This window comes from Streptomyces sp. Tu 3180 (genome assembly GCF_009852415.1).
Taxonomy (GTDB): domain Bacteria; phylum Actinomycetota; class Actinomycetes; order Streptomycetales; family Streptomycetaceae; genus Streptomyces.
Genome location: NZ_WOXS01000002.1, coordinates 6,999,653 through 7,015,202 on the forward strand (window position 1 = coordinate 6,999,653; position 15,550 = coordinate 7,015,202).

General features: G+C 73.4%; 12 protein-coding genes. 2 read left to right on the top strand and 10 right to left on the bottom strand.

Annotated elements, in window-relative coordinates; genetic code table 11:
* Positions 1-159 precede the first annotated feature (159 nt).
* Entirely contained in the window at positions 160-1,167 is a 1,008-nt protein-coding gene (locus GL259_RS32040; protein ID WP_159536760.1) for a LacI family DNA-binding transcriptional regulator, read from the top strand.
* 49 nt (positions 1,168-1,216) lie between these two features.
* Here GL259_RS32040 and GL259_RS32045 read toward each other — a convergent pair whose 3' ends face one another.
* From GL259_RS32045 to GL259_RS32060, 4 genes are read right to left on the bottom strand one after another with little or no spacing between them, the layout of a single operon-like run.
* The gene (locus GL259_RS32045; RefSeq protein WP_159536761.1) at positions 1,217-2,035 is read right to left on the bottom strand and encodes a carbohydrate ABC transporter permease; all 819 of its coding nucleotides are present in this window, start codon (positions 2,033-2,035) and stop codon (positions 1,217-1,219) included.
* A complete protein-coding gene (locus GL259_RS32050) occupies positions 2,032-2,925 on the bottom strand; it encodes a sugar ABC transporter permease (protein WP_243762437.1) in 894 nt (297 codons plus the stop codon). The genes GL259_RS32045 and GL259_RS32050 overlap by 4 nt, the downstream gene beginning before the upstream one ends.
* Positions 2,900-4,201, bottom strand: a complete 1,302-nt coding sequence (locus GL259_RS32055; RefSeq protein WP_159536762.1) for an extracellular solute-binding protein — start codon at positions 4,199-4,201, stop codon at positions 2,900-2,902. The genes GL259_RS32050 and GL259_RS32055 overlap by 26 nt, the downstream gene beginning before the upstream one ends.
* A gap of 39 nt (positions 4,202-4,240) precedes the next feature.
* Positions 4,241-5,332, bottom strand: a complete 1,092-nt coding sequence (locus GL259_RS32060; protein ID WP_159536763.1) for an LLM class flavin-dependent oxidoreductase — start codon at positions 5,330-5,332, stop codon at positions 4,241-4,243.
* A 458-nt stretch (positions 5,333-5,790) separates the two neighbouring features.
* Between GL259_RS32060 and GL259_RS32065 the strand changes: the two genes are divergently transcribed.
* Complete coding sequence (locus tag GL259_RS32065) at positions 5,791-6,123, top strand: hypothetical protein (RefSeq protein ID WP_159536764.1); 333 nt, start codon at positions 5,791-5,793, stop codon at positions 6,121-6,123.
* Here the strand turns inward: GL259_RS32065 and GL259_RS32070 are convergent.
* From GL259_RS32070 to GL259_RS32100, 6 genes are all read right to left on the bottom strand, one after another.
* Entirely contained in the window at positions 6,078-6,356 is a 279-nt protein-coding gene (locus tag GL259_RS32070; RefSeq protein WP_159536765.1) for a GlsB/YeaQ/YmgE family stress response membrane protein, read from the bottom strand. The two genes, GL259_RS32065 and GL259_RS32070, sit on opposite strands and share 46 nt — an antisense overlap.
* Positions 6,357-7,830: 1,474 nt before the next feature.
* Positions 7,831-10,797, bottom strand: a complete 2,967-nt coding sequence (locus tag GL259_RS32080; RefSeq protein ID WP_159536767.1) for a DUF5682 family protein — start codon at positions 10,795-10,797, stop codon at positions 7,831-7,833.
* A gap of 5 nt (positions 10,798-10,802) precedes the next feature.
* Positions 10,803-11,915 carry an AAA family ATPase gene (locus GL259_RS32085; RefSeq protein ID WP_159536768.1) on the bottom strand — a complete coding sequence of 371 codons (1,113 nt, stop codon included), beginning with the start codon at positions 11,913-11,915 and terminating at the stop codon, positions 10,803-10,805.
* 81 nt (positions 11,916-11,996) lie between these two features.
* Positions 11,997-13,421 (bottom strand): VWA domain-containing protein, encoded by a 1,425-nt coding sequence (locus GL259_RS32090; RefSeq protein WP_159536769.1) that lies wholly within the window; start codon positions 13,419-13,421, stop codon positions 11,997-11,999.
* The gene (locus tag GL259_RS32095; protein WP_159536770.1) at positions 13,418-14,824 is read right to left on the bottom strand and encodes a hypothetical protein; all 1,407 of its coding nucleotides are present in this window, start codon (positions 14,822-14,824) and stop codon (positions 13,418-13,420) included. Before GL259_RS32095 ends, GL259_RS32090 begins: the two co-directional genes overlap by 4 nt.
* The gene (locus GL259_RS32100) at positions 14,824-15,342 is read right to left on the bottom strand and encodes a hypothetical protein (protein ID WP_159536771.1); all 519 of its coding nucleotides are present in this window, start codon (positions 15,340-15,342) and stop codon (positions 14,824-14,826) included. Before GL259_RS32100 ends, GL259_RS32095 begins: the two co-directional genes overlap by 1 nt.
* Positions 15,343-15,550 lie beyond the last annotated feature (208 nt).

The window sequence follows — 15,550 nt, forward strand, 5'->3', positions numbered from 1 at the left end:
GCCAATGGAAGTCGACACTCGGTCGTCATGAGGGGCGAGACCGCTCCGGCGGCGCGGCACCCGTGGACCGCGCCCGGCGCGTGAACGGCTCGTGACAGTGCCCCCCCGCCGGCCCACCCCCGGGTTCCCGCCCGCCCTCCCCGGCTCTAACCTGACGCGATGCGCGCGGTGACAGGGCTCAGGGAGGTGGCGGAGCGGGCCGGGGTGTCCATGCGGACCGTCTCCAACGTGGTCCGGGGCACCGGCCGCTTCTCGGAGGCGACGCGGGAGCGGGTGCTGCGCGCGGTGGAGGAACTGGGCTACCGGCCCAACACGGCCGCCCGGCGGCTGCGCACCGGCCGCAGCGGGGTGCTGCTGCTGGCCGTGCCCGAACTGACCATGCCGTACTGGGCGGAACTGACCGGGCACCTGCTGCGGGAGGCGGCGGCCCACGGCTGCACGCTGCTCGTGGAGGTGACCGGCGGCCGTCCGGAGGCGGAGCTGGAGATCGCGCTGGGCCGCACGGACCCGCTCGTCGACGGGGTCATCCTCAGTCCGCTCGCGCTCGACGACCGGGCCGCCGCCCGCGCCCCGGACCCCACGCCGCTGGTGCTGCTCGGCGAACGCGTCCACGACCTGCCCTGCCCCCACATAACCGTCGACAACACCGGTGCGGCCCGGGAGGCGACCGCCCACCTGCTGGCCCGGGGGCGGCGCCGGATCGCGGTGGTCGGGCGGCAGACCGCACCGCACGCCGCCACCTCGGCCACCCGGCTGACCGGGCACCGCCAGGCCCTCGCGGCGGCGGGCCTCGCCTACGACGAGACGCTCGCCCCGCCCGTCGCCGCCTACCACCGGGCCGACGGCGCCGCCGCCGCGCACGCGCTGCTCGACCGGTCCGAGCCGCCCGACGCGGTGTTCTGCTTCGCCGACACGCTGGCGGAGGGAGTGCTGCACGCGGTACGCGGGCGCGGTCTTTCGGTGCCCGGCGACCTCGCGGTCGTCGGCTTCGACGACATCGAGGCGGCCCGCTACACGGCGCCGCCGCTGACCACCGTGGCCCCGGACAAGCAGGAGCTGGCCCGGCTCGCGGTCACCGCCCTGCTGGAGGGCGTCGACGGTGCCCGCGAGCCCCGGCCGCGGGTGCTGCGCGCGGGGCACCGGCTGGTGGTGCGGGAGAGCGGCTGACACCGCCCGGCCGCGGTACGCGCCCCCGGGGCGGCCGGCCCTCCGCCCCCTATCCCCGTACCGCCCCCGTCGTCAGGCCCGCCACGAAGTGGCGCTGCAGCAGGACGTAGACGACGACCACGGGGGCCGAGGCGATGACGACGCCGGCGAACAGCAGGGGGTACTGGGTGAGGAACTCCCCCTGGAAGTCGAGCAGCGCCAGCGGCAGGGTGCGGTGCTCCTGGGAGCGGATGAACAGCAGGGGGTGGAGCAGGTCGTTCCAGTCCATCACGAACAGGAAGATGCCGGTGGTGGCGAGGGCGGGGCGGATCAGCGGCAGGGCGATCGAGCGGAACGCCCGCAACGGCGAGGCGCCGTCCAGCTCGGCCGCCTCGTACAGCTCCTCCGGGACGGTGCGCAGGAAACCGCCCAGGACGAACACGGCCGTCGGCAGGGTCGTCACCGTGTCGACGAGGACCAGGCCGAGCAGGCTGTCGGTCAGCCCGAGGCGGTCGAAGAGGACGTACTGCGGGACGATCGCCGCCTGCGCGGGGACCGCGAGCCCGGCGACCAGGACGCCGAAGACGGCCCAGCCCGCCCGACCGGGCACACGGGCGCAGAAGAACGCGGCCAGGCTCGCCACCACCAGGGTCAGCGTCACCGCGCCCGCCGTGACGACGGCGCTGTTGGCGAACGCGGAACCGAGGCCGCCCTCCTGCACCGCCCGCCGGTAGTTGTCCAGGGTCGGCGACGACGGCGGGGCCAGCGGCGCGTCGAACAGCTGCGGCAGCGTCTTGAAGGCGCCGAACACCACCACCAGCAGCGGCAGGACGACGGCGGCGCCCGCCAGCAGCGCGACCGGGCGGAGGGTCCTGGCGGTCCTGGTCATCGGGTGGCCCTTCCGATCGCCCGCCGCTGCACCCAGGTGAGCAGCGCGATGAGCACCATGAACACCAGCGACTGGGCGGCGGCGTAGCCGAACTGGTTGTTGGAGAACGTCGTGTAGACGCGGGTGGACAGGATGTCGAGGGCGGGACCCGGCGGATTGCCCGCCAGACCGAGGACGAGGTCGAACGCCTTGAACGACTGCACGGTGGTGTACGCGACGACGATGCCGGTGGCCGGGGCGACGAGCGGCCACGTCACGTACCGGAACCGGGTGAGGCGACCGGCGCCGTCCAGTTCGGCCGCCTCGTACAGCTCCTTCGGTATCGCCTGGAGCCCGGCGATGAAGACCACCATCATCTGCCCGGCGTGGAACCACACCTGGGTCAGCGCCAGCCAGAAGACGGCCGTGTCCGGGTCGCCCAGGTAGACCGACTGCAGGGAGTCCAGCCCGACCGCGCGCAGCGCGGAGTTGAGCAGGCCGCCGTCGGGGTCGTAGACGAACCGCCACACGAAGGCGACCGAGACCGACGACAGGACCGTCGGCAGGAAGAAGACGGCCCGCAGCAGCGTCGACGCCCGCGTGGTGCGGACCAGCCAGAGAGCCAGCAGCAGGGCCAGGGCGGTCTGGGCGAGGACGACGGTGAGGGTCAGCTTCAGGTTGTTCCCGGCGGCGTTCGCGAACGTGTCGTCGTCGGTGGCGAGTTCGGCGAAGTTGCGCAGGCCGACGTTGTCGTAGGCGGCGCTGTAGCCGTCCCAGTCGGTCAGCGCGTACTGCACCGCCTGGACGACCGGGTAGGCGAAGAGGAACAGGTGGAGGGCGAGGGCGGGCACCGGGAAGAGCCACAGCGCCCGCGCCGTGCGCCGCCTACGACCGCTTCTGGTCGATGACACGCTGGGCCTCCTCGGCCGCCTGCTCGGGCTTCTTCCCCCCGACGACCGCCACGGTCGCGTTCTCCACGGCCGTGCGGATGTCGAGGTCGAGGAACTGGAAGCGCGGGGCGAGCAGCGTCCTCCTGGTCAGCCAGGGGGCGAGGGCCTTGAGGTCGGCGTTGGCGTACTCCACGCCCTCGACGGTGACGTGCTGCCCGGTGCCGTCGGCGTAGGCGCCGGCGTTCTCCGGGTCGCTGAGGAACTCCAGGAAGGCGTAGGCGGCGGGCTGCACCTTCGAGGCGCTGTTGACGCCGAGGACGAAGGTGGTGTTGAAGACGCCCTCGTACCTCGCCGCCGCGGCGGTGGTGGTGATGGGGGCGACCAGGTCGAAGGGGAACTTCGCGCCGAGCGCGCGCACGCCCGCCATCTGGAAGGAGCCGGTGGCCAGCAGGCCCGCCCTGCCCTCGGCGAACAGCCGGGTGACGGCGTCGGTGGAGGAACCGGTGGCGCGCTCCTGGACGTAGGGCCGCAGGGCGGCGTACTGCTCCAGCGTGGTGAGGAACCAGTCGTCGGTGACCTTGGCGTCACCGGACTCGATCCGGCTGAAGGCGTCGTCGCCCGGCGCGTTGTTCATCACCATCACGTTGAGCAGCTGGCCCGAGTTGGCCGCGTCACCGCCCGGCCAGGCGAGCGGGGTGTAGCCCTTGGCCTTCAGGTCGTCCAGGAGCTGGAGGAAGCCGTCCCAGTCCCCGGGCGCGCGGGTGTGACCGGCCTTGTCGAGGGCGTCGGTGTTGGCGAGCGGCATGTTGAAGACGAGCTGGTAGGGCAGGCCGTACTGGGTGCCGTCCTGGGCTCCGGGGCCTATGAGGTTCCGCTGGTACCTGTCGACGACGCCGGTGCCGGTCAGCGGCGCGTACACCCCCGCCTTGACGATCTGCTCGAACTGCGCGCCCCGGAAGGCGGTGAACACGTCACCGGTCCTCGAGCCCCGGATGCGCCGCAGGGCGGTGGACTGGTAGTCGGCGGACGGGGCGATGTCCTGTTCGACGCCCGCGCCGGGGTGCTCCTTCACGAACGCCTTGATCAGGTCGGCGAGCACGGCCTTGTCCTCGGCCCGCCAGTGCGCGAAGGAGACGGTGCCCCTCACGGCCCCGGAGGTGGCGAGGCCGGAGGGGGAGGCGCTGCCCGCGGTGGAGGCGGAGCCGCCGCCGGGTCCGGCGCAGGCGGCGAGGCCCAGGCCGAGGCCCGCGGCGCCGAACAGGCGGAGGGCGGACCTTCTGTCGAGGGAACTGGTCATGGGGGAGTCCTTGTCTCGGGGAGGGGGTGCCGACGTGCGTCAGACGAGGGCGGGTTCGCGGGTCAGCAGGGGCCGGACGCACTCGCCGAACCTGATGGCCTCCTCCAGGTGCGGCTGCCCGGAGAGGACGAAGTGCTCGATGCCGAGGGCGGCGTACTCCTCGATCCGCTCGGCGACCTGCTCGTGGCTGCCGACGAGCGCGGTGCCCGCGCCGGGGCGGACCAGGCCGAAGCCGGCCCACAGGTTGGGATGGATCTCCAGGCGGTCGGTGCGTCCGCCGCTCAGCGCGGCCATCGCCCGCTGCCCCGCCGACTCCGAGCGACTGAAGCGCTCGTGGGCGGCCCGGATCGCGGCCGGGTCGAGGGCGTCCAGGATGCGGTCGGCCTCCGCCCACGCCCCGGCCGCGGTGTCCCGGCTGATGACGTGCAGCCGGATGCCGTAGGACAGTTCGCGGCCTTCCGCGGCGGCGAGATCGCGCACTCGGGCGATCTTCCGCGCGACGGCGGCCGGGGGCTCGCCCCAGGTGAGGTAGGTGTCGGCGTACCGGGCGGCGACCGGCAGGGCGGCCTCGGAGGAGCCGCCGAAGAAGACCGGGGGCCGGGCCAGCGGCGGCCTGCGCAGGCGTCCGCCCGCGACCTTGTAGTGGTCACCCTCGAAGTCGTACGCCTCCCCGCTCCAGGCGGTGTGCAGCAGGTGGAGGAACTCGCCGGTGCGGGCGTAGCGCTCGTCGTGGGCGAGGAAGTCACCGTAGGAGCGCTGCTCGTCGGCGTCCGATCCGGTGACGACGTTGAGCAACAGGCGCCCACCGGACAGCCGTTGATAGGTGGCGGTCATCTGGGCGGCGAGCGGGGGCGCGATGACGCCGGGGCGGAAGGCGACCAGGAACTTCAGCCGGCCGGTCTGCGGGATCAGCGCGGCCGTGGTCAGCCAGGAGTCCTCGCAGTCGCTGCCGGTCGGGGTCAGCACCGCCTCGAACCCGGCGGACTCGGCGGCGCGGGCGACCTGGGTGAGGTAGTCGAGGGTGGGCGGGCGGGTGGTGGCGCGGGACTGGAGGGAGTCGCGGGCGGTCACGCCGACCACGTCGCGGTCGTCGCCGGTGGTGGGCAGGAACCAGTGCAGGCGCACGGTCATGAGGTCTCCAAGAGGGTTCCCGGATTACGGGATTCGGAGCGGAGGGGGCGGAGCGGGGGAGGCTCCGGCGGTCACGGGTGGTCGACGGCCGCGGTGCGGATGCAACGTTGAACCACACCGGGCGTGCCGGGAGTGCGCGAAACCGGGAGAACGAGGGAGGAAAGGCCCTGAGGGGCGTGCGGGATCAGCTACAGAGCGCTGCGGCGACCCTGAGCAGGTCGATGTGCGCGCGCTTGACGAGCTCGACGCCGGATTCCATGGGGCGGGACTATACACATCGCAGGTGACGGTCGAGACGCCGGTTCCACGGACTGGACAGCGGAACCGGTCCGGACGGGTGTTGACCCGTGACGGGGGTGCGTTCCCGTGTTGCGGGCGGCCGTGTCCTCCCGCCCGTTCCGGTCCGTCCGCCACACGGGCCGGCCTGCTGACGGCTCATCAATTCCTCCGCCCCGACGGTGACGCGGACCTCCGGCCGGATCCCGGACCGCGTGGCGCCGCGCGCGGTCGTCGTGCCCGGCGTCCTGGTCGCCGTCGCGGGCTTCCTCGCCTTCGCCGTCCAGGCCGGCTCCGACGCCCCGTACTGGCGCCCGGTCGCCTCCCCCGCCGTCATGGGCACCGGGGGCGGCATGACGGACACGCCCGCCGCGGCCTCCGCCGGCCGGCCGGACTCCGGGGCCAGAAAAGAGGAGCGGCTCCTCGTCGCGGGGGACGAGGAGCCGCTCCGTGCGGTGCGGGTGCCGGATCAGGCGTGGCGGTGGGTGTGGCGGTTGCCGGTGATCAGGCGGTAGAGCATGAGGAGGATGACGGAGCCGACGATGGCGGCGATCCAGGTGGACAGGTCGAAGAAGCCGTCGATGGAGTCGACGCCGAAGATCACCTTGCCGAGCCAGCCGCCGAGGAGGCCGCCCGCGATGCCGATGAGCATGGTGATGATGACGCCGCCGGGGTCCTTGCCCGGCATCAGGGCCTTGGCGATGAAGCCCGCGAGCAGGCCGATGAGGATCCAAGCGATGATGCCCATAACAGGTCTCCTACCTCGTCGTATAAAGTTTCTGTTAGTTCACCGTGTTTACCGTCGGGCCGCTTTCAAACGCCGCGGATGTGATTACCTGCCGCGTCGGGTTCCGCTTTTCCCGCCGTGTCCTTCACGGTCCGGCGGGAGTGCCTCCGGGTCCGGCATGACTTGTGCCCCCTGTCGACCGGATGATCCCGGATGGAGGGTCAGGTCTCAGGGAGGGCGTCCCGGACGTCGGCGAGGGGCCCGGCCACGGCCGCAGCCCTGGACGGCGGCCGCGACGGCCTGGTCCGGACCGCACACGGCGAGCAGGGCGCCGGCCGTGGTCCACCGGCCGCAGCCGTACCGACGGGGCCACGGGGGCGGTGTGGAGGACGAGCCCGCACGGTGCGCCCGGACGCACGCGCGTCCGGCCGGGAACTCGACTGCCCAGGAGCCGGGTTGCTGCAAGACACCCACCATGTCCGCCCTCTCGCGTGACCTCGGATGATCGGCGTCATGGCGCTTTCCCCGCTGTCCGGTTCCGGCTGCTCCCCGGCGTCGCCCTCCTCGCCCGCGCGGAGCCGTGGAACGTGGAGCTGCAGACCGGGCCGCTGCGGCAGCCGCACCAGGCGGGCACGGACGGCCCCGTGCGGCTTCTGGAGACCCCGGGGCGCCAATGGCTCGGTACTCGGACGGGCAGAGGACCGGGCAGCCGGCCTCCGGCCGGGAAGCTGTGAGGGTGATGCGGACGCGCTGTGCCGTGATGCGCTCGCGGGCCCTGTCCCCGGCGGACTCGGTGGAGTTGTCGCAGAGGACGCGAGGAGCGCTGTGGGCACCGCCGGCGAGCTGGACCGGTTCAAGAGCGGCCACGGCGGGTCCGGGGGCGACGACTGCGCGGGGGCCGCGCACGCTCCCGGAGTCGTGCGCGTACGTGACGCCGAGCAGCAGGACGGTCCCCGGTTCGCCGTCCCTCCTTCCGCACGGGTGATCTCCCCGGTGCGTCGAGGGCTGATTTCCCTGTGCCGCCGCCGGCCCGCATGATCCGGGGTACCCGGTTCCGGGTGTGCGGGCCGGGTGCGGATCTCGTCGGTGGGATCGCGTGGTGGAGGGCGACGCCGAGCGGGGGTGGAAGGACGGCCGCCGAGGCTGAACGTCCGCAGCGGGTCGTGGGCGTGGATCTGGTCCGTGATCAGCGGCACGGCATGTTCCGCTGCGCGTGACGGAACAATCTGCACACGTCAAAGAAGACGAGCCGGACGCTCGTTGCCGTCTTCGCGTGCTGGAGCCTGTTCGCCTTTCCGTGGTCCGAGCAGGGCTGCGACATCGCGGAGGCGTACACGGCGGTCCTCAGGTACGGGCTGCCGGAGGGTCTGGAGCCCCTGCCGGCCTGCTACGGCTGAGGGGCCGTCCGGCGAACCGGGAACAACCGCCGTGACCTGCGAGCAGCGGACGAGGAGGCGAGGCCGGGACCCGGGGATCCGGGCCCCGGCCGACGCCGTCATGCGCGCGCGAGCAGTGACTTCAGGGCCTCCGACGTCGCCGGATGGCGCGTCGTGAGCGCGGCGCCCGACGGGGAGGGACCGGCCGTCGTCCACTCCTCTTCGCAGCCCAGCACGTCCGCGACCGCGTCGCACGTCGCGGGGTGCGCGGCCAGCAGCCCCACGCCCGACCGGGCCGGGGCGTCGGACTCGGACCGTGTCCATCCCCCGGTGCAGCCCAGCAGCCCCGCCACCGCGTCGCACGCCGCCGGATGGGCCGCGAGGACCGCGGCGCCCCGGCGAGCGGGGGCGGCGGGCTTCGCCCGGCGGGCGGTGAACGGATCCTGCCGCGGTGCCCGCCACGGCGGCACCCACGCGTCCAGGGCCTCCAGCCGGCCCGGGAAGATGCGTGCGGCCTCGCGGATCAGCAGCGGGGCGAGGTCCGCCGCGCCGGAGCGCAGGGTGGTGATCAGGAGCGGGAGCCACGGCAGCAGCACCGCGTCCGGCAGCCGGCCGAACGCGTTCGACACCGCCTCCACCACCACGTCCGCCAGCCCCGGCACCGGCTCCAGCGCGTGCACGAAGCCGCTGAGGTAGTGCGGATAGGCGGGCACCACCAGCGGGTTGTCCAGCAGTGCGCCGCACCGGGCCCGCAGCTCGGTCCGGGACAGGGTGCCGAGCTGCACCTGCGCCGCCCACAGCAGCGCCGTCTTCGGCGGGTCCTCGGGGTGCGACTGGGCGACCGCGAGCTCCAGCTGGGTCCGGTCGCAGCCCAGCGACAGCGCGAGGCTCTCCATGGAGAACAGGAAGCCGAGCATCGCCGCGACCTGCCCCACCGTGGCGTCCTCGTCCCGGAACGCCGTCGGCAGCAGGGTGCAGTAGTGGGCGTAACCGGTCTTGGCGAAGGACTCGATCCACTGCGGCAGCACCGGCTCGCTGGTGCGGTAGTACGCCAGCAGCCTCCGCACCCGGCGCAGCACCTCCGGCGCGCCGTCGACACTGCGCTCGGCGGCGAGCACCTTCAGCGCGTGCGTGCCGAGCTCGTCGGCGAGGCGGCGGCTGCCCAGGTAGAGGGTCGCGTCCTCGACCGCCGCCAGCACGGTCGCCGCGGTCGCCTGCGGACCGTACGCCTCACGCCGCAGCCGCTGCTCCAGGACCTGCTCGAGGCTGACGCCCTCGTAGCCCAGCTCGATCAGGGCCCGCTGGTGGGTGCCGATCGCCAGGTCCCACGACTCCTGGATCGACCGCTCGCCGAGCCGCCGCTCACCCATGATCGGCCGTGCCACGCCGTGCGGCATCAGACGCCGCAGCATCCACAGGACGTCGGAGCACGCCCGCAGTTCCGGCCGGGAGGCCATGTCCAGCAGGGCACGCTGCACGCCGCGCTGCTGGAGCTTCAGCCCCAGCGGTGCGAGCCGGTCGTACACGTCGCGGGCGAGCGGCGGCAGCGCCTCGTAGCCCACCTGGCCGATCCGGTCCCCGCCCATCATGATCTCGACGAGGCGCCCCACGTCCCGCCGCCCGGGCACCCTGTCCTTCTCGATGCAGGTGACCGCAGCGTCCTGGAAGTCGTACGGCGTCGGCTTGGCCCGGTCCCGCATCCCCGCGAGCAGGATCGACGTCTCGAAGACCGCGATGGCGTCGGCGGTGGAGGCCAGGTAGCCGTTGCGCCGGGCGGCGCGCACGATGTCCACCGACCAGCCGAGCAGTTCGGCCTCGTCCAGGCCGTCGAGGACGGGCGGCCGGCGCAGGAAGCCGGAGAGCCGGTCGGCGGCCGGCGGCTCCTGCGCGGGGACCGCCACCTGCCGGCCCCGGGGCCCCTTCGCCGTGGACTTCTTCGCTCCCGCCTGTCCCTCCAGCCGGTACGGCTGCACACCCGTGCGCCTGAGCGACTTCGCCCACTCGGTCGAGGCGATCGACACCGAGCCCGAGGCGAGGCCGAACTGCGCCTCGATCGCCGCGTGGCTGGACGGGATCAGCCCGTACTGCCAGTTGGTGGCGGTGCGCGGGGAGATCGTGAAGGTGCCGGTGCCGCCGTGCACCCCGAACTCCTCGACGCGGCTGGCGGCGTGGAACGCGCCGCAGACGTACAGGCAGTCCTCCGGGTCCGTGCCGGTCGCCGCCAGGTGCTCGCGCATCCGGGTCCACATGTACCGCTCGCGGTCCTCGTCCACCCGGAGCCGGGCGCCGTCGCCGGGGGCGAGCCGCCGGAACAGGCTGCCGATCAGGAACATGACCTGGCGGTAGGTGGCGTGGTCGCTGTCGCCGAGCGGCACCTCGACGTACTGGTGCCACCACTCCGACCAGTGCCGCACCCTGCCGTGGCGCAGCAGGTGCTCCTCCAGCTCGGCGAAGCGCGGCCGCAGGTCGCCGATCTCGACGCCGACGGCCTCACCGTGCAGCGCGGCCTCCGCCTCGGGCGCTTCGGCCGGAGGCGTGCCGGGGCCGCCGCCGGCGCCCTCCGCCGTCCGCCCGCCCCGGGCGTCCCACTGGAAGACGTGGTCCGACGACCGGTCGACCAGGACCAGTTCGACGCCCGGGGTGTCGAGCGCGTACGCGATGGCCTGGTACTCGGCGGACGCCTCGGTGATCGGCGCGACGACCGACAGCGGCGCCCACTCGGCCGGGAAGCCGTCGACGTTCCCGGCGAACGCCTGCACCGCCACCGGCAGCCGGCAGTTGCGCAGCTCGGTCAGGAGCGGCGCCATGTCCTCGCACAGCTCCAGGTAGACGACCTTGGGCTGCTTCTCGCGCAGCCGGCGGGCCATGGCGAGCGCCGAGGCGGGGGAGTGGTGGCAGACGGGGAAGATCTCCAGCGGCTCGCGCACCGCCCGGTCGACGTCGTCGACCATGCCGAGGAGGATGCCCTCCAGGGCGTCGGGCCCGCCCGCGAACGTGGCCGCGGCCTCCTGCAGTTGCCCGCGCAGCGCGGCGAACGTGCTCTGCGCGGACGCGCTCGTCGTGTCCGTCCCGTTCGTCTCGTCCATGACGCTCACGACAGGGTGGCGATCGCGTCACGGCCGCCCTCGAGGAACTCGGGCCAGGAGCCGCCCTCCTCCTTGCTGCGCGGCTCGACGACGCCGTGCAGGTACTTGTTGAGGATGGCCAGGTCCTCGGGCTCGCGGCGGGTGAGGGAGCCGACGAGCGAGGAGGCGAGGGTGCGGGCGGTGAGGGTGCGCTCGCCGAAGAAGTTGCTGTGCAGGACGGCGTCCTCCAGCACGCCGATCTGCTCGGCCGTCGACAGCGCGGACTCCAGCTTCTCGTCGTCGCTGCCGGCCGCCGCGGCGGACGCGCGCAGGTCCGCGAAGCTCTGCAGCAGCACGTCCAGCAGCGTCGGCGGCACGTCCAGGTCGATCGAGTGCCGGCGCAGCAGTTCCTCGGTGCGGAAGCGGACGATCTCCGCCTCGCTCCTCTTGTTCGTCACCACCGGGATGCGGACGAAGTTGAAGCGGCGCTTGAGCGCGGAGGACAGGTCGTTGACGCCCCGGTCGCGGCTGTTGGCCGTGGCGATGACCGAGAAGCCGGGCTTGGCGAAGACGATGTTGTCGCTCTCCAGCTCGGGGACGGAGATGTACTTCTCGGAGAGGATGGAGATCAACGCGTCCTGGACGTCGCTCGTGGAGCGGGTCAGCTCCTCGAAGCGGCCGATGGAGCCGGCCTCCATCGCGGTCATGATCGGCGAGGGGATCATCGACTCCCGCGACTGGCCCTTGGCGATGACCATGGACACGTTCCAGGAGTACTTGATGTGGTCCTCGGTGGTGCCGGCCGTGCCCTGCACCACCAGCGTGGAGTTGCGGCAGATCGCGGCGGACAGCAGCTCGGCCAGCCAGCTCTTGCCCGTGCCGGGGTCACCGATGAGCAGCAGACCGCGGTCGGAGGCGAGCGTGACGATCGAGCGCTCCACGAAGCTGCGGTCGCCGAACCACTTCTGCGAGACCTCCCGGTCCAGGCCGTCGGAGCGCTCGGAGCCGCAGATGAACAGGCGGACCATCTTCGGCGACAGGCGCCACGAGAACGGCTTGGGGTTGTCGTCGATCGACTCCAGCCAGTCGAGCTCCTCGGCGTACTTGATCTCGGCGGGGGCGCGCAGCAGGTCGGACATGAGGGGAAAGCCTTTCCGTACGGTGATCACGAAGGGGACGTGCGGGGAGGGGGGACGGGTGCCGGGACGCGCGTCCGGTGATCAGGTGAGAAACGTCTTGAGCTCGTGCACGAGCTTCTTGATGTGGCCGGAGATCACCGGCGTGCCGAGGTCCTTGAACTTCTCCCGGAACCACGGGTTGACGCTGCCGCGGCCGGAGCTGGTCACCGACCCCACCGGGATGAACTTCGCCCCCGAGCGGTGGACGGCGGCCATGCTCTCGAACAGCTCGTGGGTCCGCCATTCGTAGAAGTCGGAGATCCACACCACGACGGTGTTGCGCGGCTCGGCGATCTTCGGCTGGGCGAGCGCCATGGCGACGGTGCCGTCGGTGCCGCCGCCGAGCTTGGTGCGCAGCAGCGTCTCGAACGGGTCGTGCGCCCAGGGCGTGAGGTCCAGCGCCTGCGTGTCGTAGGCGATCAGGTGGACGTCCACCTTCGGCAGCCCGGCGAAGATCGACGCCAGGATGGTGCAGTTGACCATCGAGTCGACCATGGAACCCGACTGGTCCACGACCACGATCAGCCGCTGGGGCGTCGTCTTGCGGCTGGTGTGCCGGTAGTAGAGGCGGTCGACGTAGAGCCGCTCCTCCTCCGGGTCCCAGTTGGTGAGGTTCTTCCAGATGGTGCGGTCGAGGTCGAGGTTGCGGAAGACGCGCTTGGGCGGGACGGACCGGTCGAGTTCGCCGACCGTGGCCTTCTCCACCTGGGTGCGCAGCACTTCGGTGACCTCGTCGACGTAACGGCGGATCAGCGCCTTGGCGTTGGCCAGGGCCACACCGGAGAGGTTGTTCTTGTCGCGCAGCAGCTGCTCGATCAGGGACATGCTCGGGGTCAGCCGGGACGCCAGCTGCGGATCGGCCAGCACCTCGCGCAGGTGCATGCGCTTGACGAGACCGGCCTCGATGGAGCCGAGTTCCGGGCCGATCCCGGGGATGAGCCGGCTGAGGTCGGGCGTGGGCCCGCCGACGCCGGTGCCGGTCGGGCTGACGCCCCCTCCGGCCCCCGCCCGGTGAGCCCCGCCGCGACCGCCGCGCAGCTCACCGGGCCGGCAGCCCAGCGCCCGCTCCAGCCAGCCCGCGTCGGACTGCCAGCGGGCCAGCTGCTCGGCGGTGACGGTGCCGGGGCGGGAGGCGAAGACGTTCAGCAGCACCTTCGACGCGAGCGCCGCGCGCCGCACCTCGGCGGCCCGGTCGCGCACACCGTCCTCGTCCGGCCCGGGCGTCATCAGCCCCTCGAACTCGGCGGCCAGCTCCGGGTGCCGCTGCACGACGGAGTCGACGGACGCCCCCGGGTCCAGCAGCGCCGGCGGCAGGCCGATGTCCTCGACCACGGCGAGACTGGCCGATTCCAGGGTGGCCTGCTCCTCGGGGTCGAAGAGGCGGGCCAGCAGGCGCCAGTAGAGGACCTGCCGCCGGTTGTCGTACGGATCGGGCGCGACGTCCTGTCCCGTGGTGGGCTCGGTCATTTCCGCAGCAGCCTTCCCGCACGCTCGCGCAGCACGGTGACGGCGTCGGTGGCGGCCTTCTCGGCCCGCACCCCGGCCTTGTCGGTCGTGCCCCCGGCCCAGGCCCCGGCGTGGACGGCGACGGCCTTCTTGCGCACGGTGCGCTCCACGGCGAGCGGCTGGAGCAGGAACTCCCCGGCGTCCCACCGCAGCAGCCCCACGCACGCCCCCGACGAGGCGACGGCCTCCGGGGTGAGCGGACCGGCGGCCGGCACCCGGTCGGTGTCGACGGCGAGACGCCGCCCGGCGACCTGGAGGGCGACCGTGCCGCCGTCCTCCTCGTCCCCGGTCTCCACGGCGTACCCCTCGAGCAGGACGGGCACCGCGATCCGGGCCGGGTGCCGGTCCAGGGGCGAGGTCGGGAAGGCGGCCGCGGCCGGCAGCGCCACCCGGGCGGTGGTGAACACCTCGGCGGGCTCGCCCGCACGGGCACGGGCGTCGTCCCACACCAGGTCGCCCTCGGCGGTGAGGGGCATGGCGTCCAGCTCCACGGCGCGGCCCTCGCTCACGGCGGCCAGCAGCGACATGTGCGGCCGCAGCAGCTGCCACAGCCCCGCCCCGACGACCGTGTCGGGCTTCGGCGCGGACACCGAGGCCCGCACCAGCCGGGGCGTGCCGCCGTCCGCGGGCTCGAACACCGCGTGCACCTGCGCCTGTACGGCGGTGGCGTGCTCCTGGACGTCGACACCGAGCGGCAGCAGCCGGCCGCTCGCCTCGGCCACGGCGGGGGCGGCGGCCGCACCGGGCAGCGTCAGCAGCAGGGCGCGCGACCACAGGTCGGCCCACCGGCGCACCGGAACCCGCTCCAGGGTCGCCCCCGGGCAGGACGCGGCGAGTTCGGCGGCGAAGCCGTCGAGCAGCGTGGCCGGGCGGCGCAGCGCCGGATCGGGCAGCATCGCGGAGACGACGGGCGCGGCCCCGCTCACGAGTTCGTGGTCGATGCCCCGCCAGCCGGCCCGCGCGAGGTCGCACAGCCAGCTGCGGGCGGCGGCGAGCAGATTCGCCGCGTGCCCCCCGCCGCCGGCCGGTGCGGCGCCGCTCTCCTCGGCCCGGGGCCGGCCGACGGCCTCCTCGACACGGACGACGAGCGCGTCGTGCACGGAACCGAGCAGCGCGGTGCGGGCGGCGGCGAGCGCGACGAAGTGGTCCTCACCGGCGGCCCCGGCGGCCGCCTTCTCGGCCGCCTCGGCGACCCGCGAGGCCAGCGGCGACCCGGCGACGGCGTCGGCGAGCCCGGCCAGGGCGCCGGCCTGACCGGGCTGCGGGCGGAGCAGCCCGCCGACGAGCGCCTCGTCGAAGCCGTCCACGGCGGCGAGGGCCTCGTCGAGCCCGTCGACGGCGTCGGTCAGCAGATCGGCACGCATCAGGCCACCGCCCTCGTCGTGGGGAACCACTGCATCTCGGGCAACGGAGCGGTGGCCGGAGCCAGTTCGAGATAGGCCAGGTGCCGCAGGAACCGGCTGAACACCTGCGCCGCGGCCGAACTGCCGGCCTGCGCGGGGTGCGTGGCGGTCATGGCCGCGGTGACGGAGTGCGCGTCGGGCTCCTCGGCGTCGACCTCGACCTTCAGGTACCGGGCCACCCGCCCGGCGCCGTACTGCAGCACGGCCTCACCGACGAGGGCGCGTATGTGGTTGCAGAACATCCCGCGCGCCCCGCCGCACGGACGGTTGTTGTTGGTGCTGCACGCGAACGCGTACGACCCCGCCTCGACCGACGACACGTACACGCGCCCGATGTCCGACCCACTGGACACCACACCCTGCAGGCGCCCGTCGGCCAGCTCCACGAACGGCACCTTGGCGAGCTTCCGCGGCCGCGCGGACGGCACCACCCGCGCCGTGCTCGACTTCTCCCAGACCGACAACGCACCATCTCCCATGCATGCGAAAGGGGGCGTTCACGCCACCCCGGCGGAACGTGATCGAACCTATCGGCGCCCACTGACAACGCCGCCGGGGCAAAGGGGGACTGGTCAGCGCCCCGGCGGTGGACCGGCACGCCGACGCCGGTGCCGGCACCGATCGTCCGCCGTCCGCCGGCACCAACCGCCCGTCGTCCGCCGCCACCGGTCACCCGTCGTCCGCCGC